Below are 7,175 nucleotides of genomic sequence, written 5' to 3'. Positions count from 1 at the left end.
CCGGGAATTTGCAGGTAGACCGGCCGGATCTGGAAAACGGACTTTATACCGTGCGGGTCAGTGGCAGAGAAAAGGTTTATACCGAACGATTCGTGGTTAGTAAGTAGGTCGGGAACTTGATGCTTTTGTCACATAATCAAAATAGAAAACAAACATATGAAGACAACACTAAAACTGAGGTTCCTGGCCTTGCTATCGATGACCATACCGATCGCATCCTTAGGTCAGGACTCGGCACCGGAAGAATATTCCGAGTGTACCGTGGATGTTTCGGACATCGATCTGGAAGCCTTGAACAGCAGGTCATTTATCGGGGAACGGATCATGGCCAGCGACGGAAACTGTGACGTGCGGGTGCTCGTCGCATATACTGCCGCTGCTGCCAATAAGATACTCACAACCAGTGCCACGCGGGACATTGAAATATATGTGAACCGGGTGATCGATTCCATGAACGTGGCCATGAACAACAGTGAGGTCAATCATGAATTCAGACTGGCTGCTATTGTACCGGTGACACTTACAGAGAACGGGAAGACCATGAAGGAAGTCAAGGAACAATTCCGTGACCTCTCCAGGATAAAAACCATTCGGAATATAGTTCGGGCGGATGTGAACCTGATCCTGGTGGACAACAAAAACAACATGACCAGTCCATCCAGCAGCTCGGCTGGGAATGCTTTCGTCAATGCCGGGGCATCCAACGCCTATGCCAGTGTCGATTGGTCTGCCGCAATAAACAATAAGAGCGGTGAACATGAATTGGCGCACATTTACGGTTGCCAGCATCAGGACACCGATCCGGATTATGCACCATACGCCCGCGGAATGAACAACCCGGTGGACAACATCGAAACGATCATGTCCAAGGTTACCACCTCCAAGCGACAGAAGGTGTTTTCCAATCCTGATATTAATTTCCCTGGATACTTAAAAGTTGCAGGAACCAGTTCCAGAAACAATGTCAGAAGGTTGAACGAACGCCAATTGACCGTTGCTTCATTCAGAGAACCGGAACCCGTCCAGGAACTGGACCAGACCGTCCTTACCGGTGCTTCCGGTTACCGGAACTTCATTGTGGTTGCAAAGGACAGGGTCGTGTTGAAACCAGGATTCGTTTCCGGATTGGCAGAAATGACCGTTCGAACCATCAATCGTTGCACAGCAGCTGCCATGGTTTCCATTGATGAGCCGACGGACAGCCAGGAACTTGTTCTGTTTCCCAATCCTAACAAGGGAAGAATGTTGATTCAGGCACCCTTCGGGAATAATGAAAAGGTGACCATCGAGATCATTGATGTGTTGGGTAAAGTAGTGCACCAGGAGGCAGCTACCATCTCCGGGAATTTGCAGGTAGATCGGCCGGATCTGGAGAACGGACTTTATACCGTGAGGGTCAGCAGTGGAGAAAAGGTTTATACCCAGCGATTCGTGATCAGTAAGTAAAGCAATCTTTCATTTGCATAAAAAGGGGCGTCGGTTGATGCCCCTTTTTTTATGCAACTAGATACGTACAATTTGAAATACTGCTAAATTATCGGAGATGTATGTTGTATTTAACCTGTTCAAAACTTACCGCAATATTTATATCCCGGATTATGCAATAGGAATGAATAACAAGGGAGCGACCACGGTCGCTCCCCTGAAACATTACACATAAAAAAGTATTGTTCGACTATCTTCCTGCCGTCATCATTTTACAGTCCCTGAATATCCCGGCCTCATTCTTCACCTCGATCTGATAAAGGTAGTTGGCGATCGGAAGGCCCAGGTTATGCATGTTCAGCTCAATGGTATGGTCTCCGGCAGCCAGGCCATCGCGTTTGATGCGTGATACCCGTTTACCCTGAAGGTCATAAATATCAAGCGTTACATCGGAGGGTCGCGTGAGATACACCGGAATCGTGGTTTGTGCGGTGTACGGATTGGGTTGGTTCTGCCCAAGCATGAAGTGTTTAGCATTTTCCCGTTCCAGATAACCGGTGGGTGTGGTGCCCGTACCTTTGACCGTCACCTCCAGGTAGGAATCATAACCACCGGTTGTACTATTAGGTGTTAGTGTCGCCAGCTGGTATGTATATCCATCCGCAAAAATTCCGTCTGCACCTGGTGTCAGAGGATCAACACCTTTTGTATAGATAGACGGATTGGCTGTATAGATGGCCTGCTTTTCCGTCTGGTCATAAGTAAGCTGGGAGATGGCTGCGTAAGAAGAATTCACGTACACCTGGAAATGAATATGACAAACCCTGCCGCCATACCATCCCGGAAAGATGGTGATAAACTCCACTTCACCGTTGGCATCAGTCATCTGGTAACCCCTCAGATAGGTAAGTCCGGCCTGACCAGGGTTGTTGGACTGGTCATAGCCTGAATAATACCCATCCCTGTCGCAATGCCAAATGTTCACCCGTACGTTAGGCATCGGTTGACAGTTGCTGTCGCCAAGGATTCTTAACTTCTGATTAAGCTGAACGCCTGCTTTTGACTCCCGCACATCCTGACGGAAGAAGTTGGTATTGGCTGTCAGGTCCAGCGGAAATGGACCTGCTGTTTCTGTGGGAATGAGCGTGCAGGCGTCTGCACGTTGTATTTGATGGCTTCCTGCAAGCACCTTTCCAAAAGGGACCAGGGAAGCGGCGCCCACCAGGCCGGTGAGCTTTAGGAAATCGCGTCTGTTTTTCTGCATAGCATGGGAAGATTTATGCGTTTACAGATTTTTAGACGCCACAAAAATTCAGGGTTTAATTGAAATTAAAATGGATACGTTTATTTAACATCGGGCTGCGAATGTGGGTGTGTCAGCAGATAGTGTAAACCTGCCTGCCATTACTCAGGCTACCACACAGCCAGGCATATTGCAACACGGACAAAAACAACAAGAGCATTTAACTAGTACGTACGCTCTGTATGCCTGCCTGCCGTCGCACTGGCCTGAGTAAAGGCAGGCAGGCTGTGCGGTATGCTCCTTCTGTTTTCGTGGGCCCAGCAGGGATTGAACCTGCGACCTTCAGATTATGAGTCTGCTGCTCTAACCAGCTGAGCTATGGGCCCTGAAAGAGGGTGTTCCTCATTCGTGGACGGCAAAAATAAGGGATTTGATGGAATGAATAACCGATTATTCGGAAAGAATAGGATTCTCAGGAAGATGGGGGCACCGGATGCCCTGATGTTATGGGCTATTAACTGATAATCGATTGGCGGAAGTTCCAGATCACCGTCCTGACTTTTTCGGCTTGCTTTTCCTGCTCCACCTTGTTCAGACGCTTGTGATCGAGCTTCATCCATTGCGCCAGGGCAACCTTGATATCGGACATACCTTCAATGAGAATGTCCGCTTCGCCGGCGGCGGAATAATAACCCAACAACATCAAGACATTATCCAGGTAAAGATTTTGCTGGGGCCACATGGAGGCGAAGGCTTCATAGCCTTTCTCCGTGTTGATGGACTCAAATGCCAGGTACATGCCTTCTACGTAACACCCGACCATCATCAATAAACCCAGGCCTTCCTGCTGATTTTCCTGAAGATATTGTCCGGCCTTCTGATAGGATTCCAGCACAAGGACACTCAGTGAATCCATAGAGTTCCTATGTTGCTCAAACCGCTTGGCCAATACATTCTTTTCCGCAATCCGGATGTTCATGAACTGAAGAATGGATTCGATGGTCTTGGCATACTGCATGCCTGTTGAATAATCCTCAAACATGATGGAATAGCCAAGGTCAGTGGCATACAATCCAACGGCAATGGCGGCCTCATACTGGGTTCTGGATGCCGCATCTTTGGACAGTTCAACCAGAAGTGACGGATGATAATCAGCCCCGGTTAATTTCAGATTGTTGGGCACCTGAAGGGGGGCGGGAAGTAAAAGTATCCGCGCCTCATTCTCCTTCAATCCAAGGGAATCCGCTATATCAAGCGTGGCATGGTAATCCCATTCATGATCCGTGAGGGGTGCTTCACTGGCGCAGGACACCATAACGATGGCCAGGATTCCTGCAATGTATTTCGATCGGGTCATTTGGCAATGATCTTTTCAGAATATGATTCATTGGAGGATCTTCCGGAGATAATATAGATACCGGGTTTGAGGTTGTTGTTCACGTCTACATCAAAGGTGAATGATCCGTCTGTCTCCCTGTACGGAACGTTTGAGAACACACGGTTTCCGGCTGCATCCATCATCTCCACCCTAATCTCCGATTGCTCATTCTCCTTGCATTCCGACAAATTCACAGAGCACCTGCTTACACAGGGATTCGGCATCACCTTCAATACGCAACTCCCACCGGGCGTATTGGCATACTCAACGGCGACCATATCAAATATCTCGTACTCGCCGCTAAAATCGGTTTGTTTGAGACGGTAATAAGATGTTCCCTGCAATGGTGCGTCATCAGTATAGGTATAGGCACGCTGGGTGTTGGAATTTCCTGCCCCGGGAATGCGACCAACCTCCTCAAATGTGGCACCGTTCCTGCTTCTTTCTATGGTAAAGAATTCATTGTTGATTTCAGTTGCTGTGGACCAATCCAGTTGTACCTTACGGGCATCCGACAACACCGCGTCAAAGGAAAGAAGTGCAATGGGAAGGGGAACCGTATATTCTACCTCAACGGTTATGACACTTATTTTTGCTTCCCGTGCCGGACCACCTCCGGCATCATTAAACACACGCATTACAAAACCGAATGCATCACTATTCACATCCGCGCCGGTAAGTTCAACACCCCACGAGTCCTCGCTTGACCCATATGTAGCCACCTCACCACTGGTCGGCCATCCGTCTCCGGATGCTTTGTTATCACCAAGGATGACCCCATCGAGAATAAGCCGTACTTCTTCATCTTTAATATTTCCTGCACTTTTCGAACGGTTCACAGAAATTGAGATGCCATTGACGACAGCTGATTCCGGAATGCCGAAGTCAATATCACGGATAACGATATACTGACTGGTTTCGCCGGCAGGAACGGAAACCGTGGCTTCTGTTGTCGGGTCGCTGAGCACATTTTCCTCATTGGACCATGCGACACTTCCGGCAGATGGATTCAGTTCCGCCAGCCCGGCAGCCATCGGTCCGGTTGTCTGTGCGTAAGATCCGAATGGAACGGCAAATACAAGGCCACTAAAAATAAGGCTGGCCCTTATCAGGTGAGTCAAGTTGGATTGCATCATCGGATTGATTTAAATAGACAGTCAGGGCCGTGTACGTAAAAATGGCCCAAGGGTTTGGAAGGCGGTACAAATGTAGCCGGATGACCTCCCAACGATTGTTTGGACAGACCAACGTTCGGATGTGGAACACCTTATTTCAGAGACGCGTTCTCCTTTGAAAGATGTACCTTTGGGCGCTTAAGACCATGACTACAGATGAATTTTAGTGCGTTCGACCTTAATGACCAGATCCTGGAAGCCATTTCTTATATGGGATTTGAACACGCCACCCCAATCCAGGAACAGGCCATCCCGGAGATTATGAAAGGACGCGATATCATTGCGTGTGCACAGACTGGCACCGGGAAAACCGCTGCTTTCGTGCTCCCGGTACTGCATAATCTTACCGTAGAACCAACATCCAAACTGGATACCCTGATCATTGTCCCTACCAGGGAACTGGCCATCCAGATAGATCAGCAAATCCAGGGCCTGTCCTATTTCCTGCCGGTGAACTCACTCGCCATATACGGCGGTGGTGATGGCAGCGAATGGGAGACACAAAAGAAAGCCCTGACCGATGGGACCAACATTGTGGTGGCTACTCCGGGCAAGCTGATTTCTCATCTGAATGTTGGAAACGGAGACCTGGGTAAAGTGCGCCATCTGGTTCTGGATGAAGCGGACCGGATGCTGGATATGAACTTCTATGATGATATCACCAAGATCAAAAAGCATCTTACAGGTTTGCGTCAGATTTCCATGTTCAGTGCAACCATGTCCCCTAAGATCCGGAAGCTGGCGCAGGAGATACTGAAAGATCCAGCCGAGATCAGTCTGGCCGTGAGCAAGCCTGCGGAACGTGTCAACCAGTCTTGTTATGCGACATACGAAAGTCAGAAAGTGCCGCTGGTGCTTCAGCTCATTGCCGAAAGGCCCGGGTTGAACCGCATTTTGATCTTTTCTTCTACCAAACGGAAAGTCTCCACAATTGTGAATGGTTTGAAGAAGGGTGGGTTCTCGGTTGAAGGCATTTCTTCCGACCTTGAACAGAAGGAAAGGGAAGATGTATTGTTGCGGTTCCGGTCAGACAGGGTTCGCGTATTGGTCGCAACAGATGTTCTTAGCCGGGGAATTGACATCAAGGATATTTCCGTGATCATCAACTTTGACGTGCCCAATGAAGCAGAGGATTATGTACATCGCATCGGCCGGACCGCAAGGGCCCAAACTACCGGAGAGGCCATCACGTTGGTCACCAGTGAAGATTACCACAAGCTCCAACAAATAGAGCGTTTGATCGAAAGTGAAGTTCCAAGGAAGAAATTACCGGAAGATCTTGGAGAAGCTCCGGAACTTATAACACGCAAAACCAACGGCAAAGGCCGACGCCCGGACAGAAACGGGGGAAAGGGAAAAAACAGAGGTTCATGGGGAGGCAAACGTCGCCGTTCTTCCCCACCTAAAAAAGACAACTAACGTTTGTCCAACTCCACGTAAGGACGCTCGTTTGAACCCACATAAATCTGACGCGGACGCCCGATCGGTTCTTTGTTGGCTATCATTTCCTTCCATTGTGCAATCCAGCCAGGAAGGCGACCAAGCGCAAACATCACGGTAAACATATCGGTTGGAATACCCAATGCCCTGTAAATGATTCCGGAGTAGAAATCCACATTGGGATATAGTTTGCGTTCAACGAAGTATTCATCCTTCAGCGCCACCTCTTCAAGACCTTTGGCAATTTCAAGCACAGGATCATTCACACCCAGTTTATCCAGTACTTCGTCCGCTGCTTTCTTGATAATACGCGCACGGGGATCAAAGTTCTTATAGACCCGGTGTCCGAAGCCCATCAATCTGAAAGGATCATCCTTGTCTTTGGCCTTATTGATCCACTTATCCGTATTTCCACCATCTTCCTTGATCCTTTCAAGCATTTCGATAACTGCCTGATTGGCGCCTCCATGAAGCGGTCCCCATAGCGCAATTACCCCAGCTGAAATAGAAGCAT

General features: G+C 48.7%; 6 protein-coding genes and 1 tRNA gene. 2 read left to right on the top strand and 5 right to left on the bottom strand.

The window, feature by feature from the left end; genetic code table 11:
• The first annotated feature begins 156 nt into the window (after positions 1-156).
• Positions 157-1,446 (top strand): zinc-dependent metalloprotease, encoded by a 1,290-nt coding sequence (locus KDD36_14170; GenBank protein ID MCB0397794.1) that lies wholly within the window; start codon positions 157-159, stop codon positions 1,444-1,446.
• A 229-nt stretch (positions 1,447-1,675) separates the two neighbouring features.
• On the opposite strand, the gene KDD36_14165 is transcribed toward KDD36_14170, so the two are convergent.
• The 4 genes from KDD36_14165 to KDD36_14150 all read right to left on the bottom strand — a co-directional run bounded on the left by KDD36_14165 (position 1,676) and on the right by KDD36_14150 (position 5,182).
• Positions 1,676-2,689, bottom strand: coding sequence for a hypothetical protein (locus KDD36_14165; GenBank protein MCB0397793.1), 1,014 nt, complete (start codon positions 2,687-2,689; stop codon positions 1,676-1,678).
• Positions 2,690-2,980: 291 nt separating this feature from the next.
• Positions 2,981-3,054 (bottom strand) — tRNA-Ile (locus KDD36_14160).
• 128 nt (positions 3,055-3,182) lie between these two features.
• Positions 3,183-4,025, bottom strand: a complete 843-nt coding sequence (locus KDD36_14155) for a hypothetical protein (GenBank protein MCB0397792.1) — start codon at positions 4,023-4,025, stop codon at positions 3,183-3,185.
• The gene (locus KDD36_14150; GenBank protein ID MCB0397791.1) at positions 4,022-5,182 is read right to left on the bottom strand and encodes a T9SS type A sorting domain-containing protein; all 1,161 of its coding nucleotides are present in this window, start codon (positions 5,180-5,182) and stop codon (positions 4,022-4,024) included. The genes KDD36_14155 and KDD36_14150 overlap by 4 nt, the downstream gene beginning before the upstream one ends.
• 195 nt (positions 5,183-5,377) lie before the next feature.
• Between KDD36_14150 and KDD36_14145 the strand changes: the two genes are divergently transcribed.
• Complete coding sequence (locus tag KDD36_14145) at positions 5,378-6,640, top strand: DEAD/DEAH box helicase (protein ID MCB0397790.1); 1,263 nt, start codon at positions 5,378-5,380, stop codon at positions 6,638-6,640.
• Here KDD36_14145 and gltA read toward each other — a convergent pair.
• A partial coding sequence (gltA, locus tag KDD36_14140; GenBank protein MCB0397789.1) for a citrate (Si)-synthase occupies positions 6,637-7,175 on the bottom strand: 539 nt, incomplete at its 5' end. The genes KDD36_14145 and gltA overlap by 4 nt on opposite strands.

This window comes from Flavobacteriales bacterium, from assembly GCA_020435415.1.
Lineage (GTDB): Bacteria > Bacteroidota > Bacteroidia > JACJYZ01 > JACJYZ01 > JACJYZ01.
The sequence above is the reverse complement of the archived record's forward strand: the minus strand, read 5'-3'. Positions and strand labels throughout refer to the sequence as shown.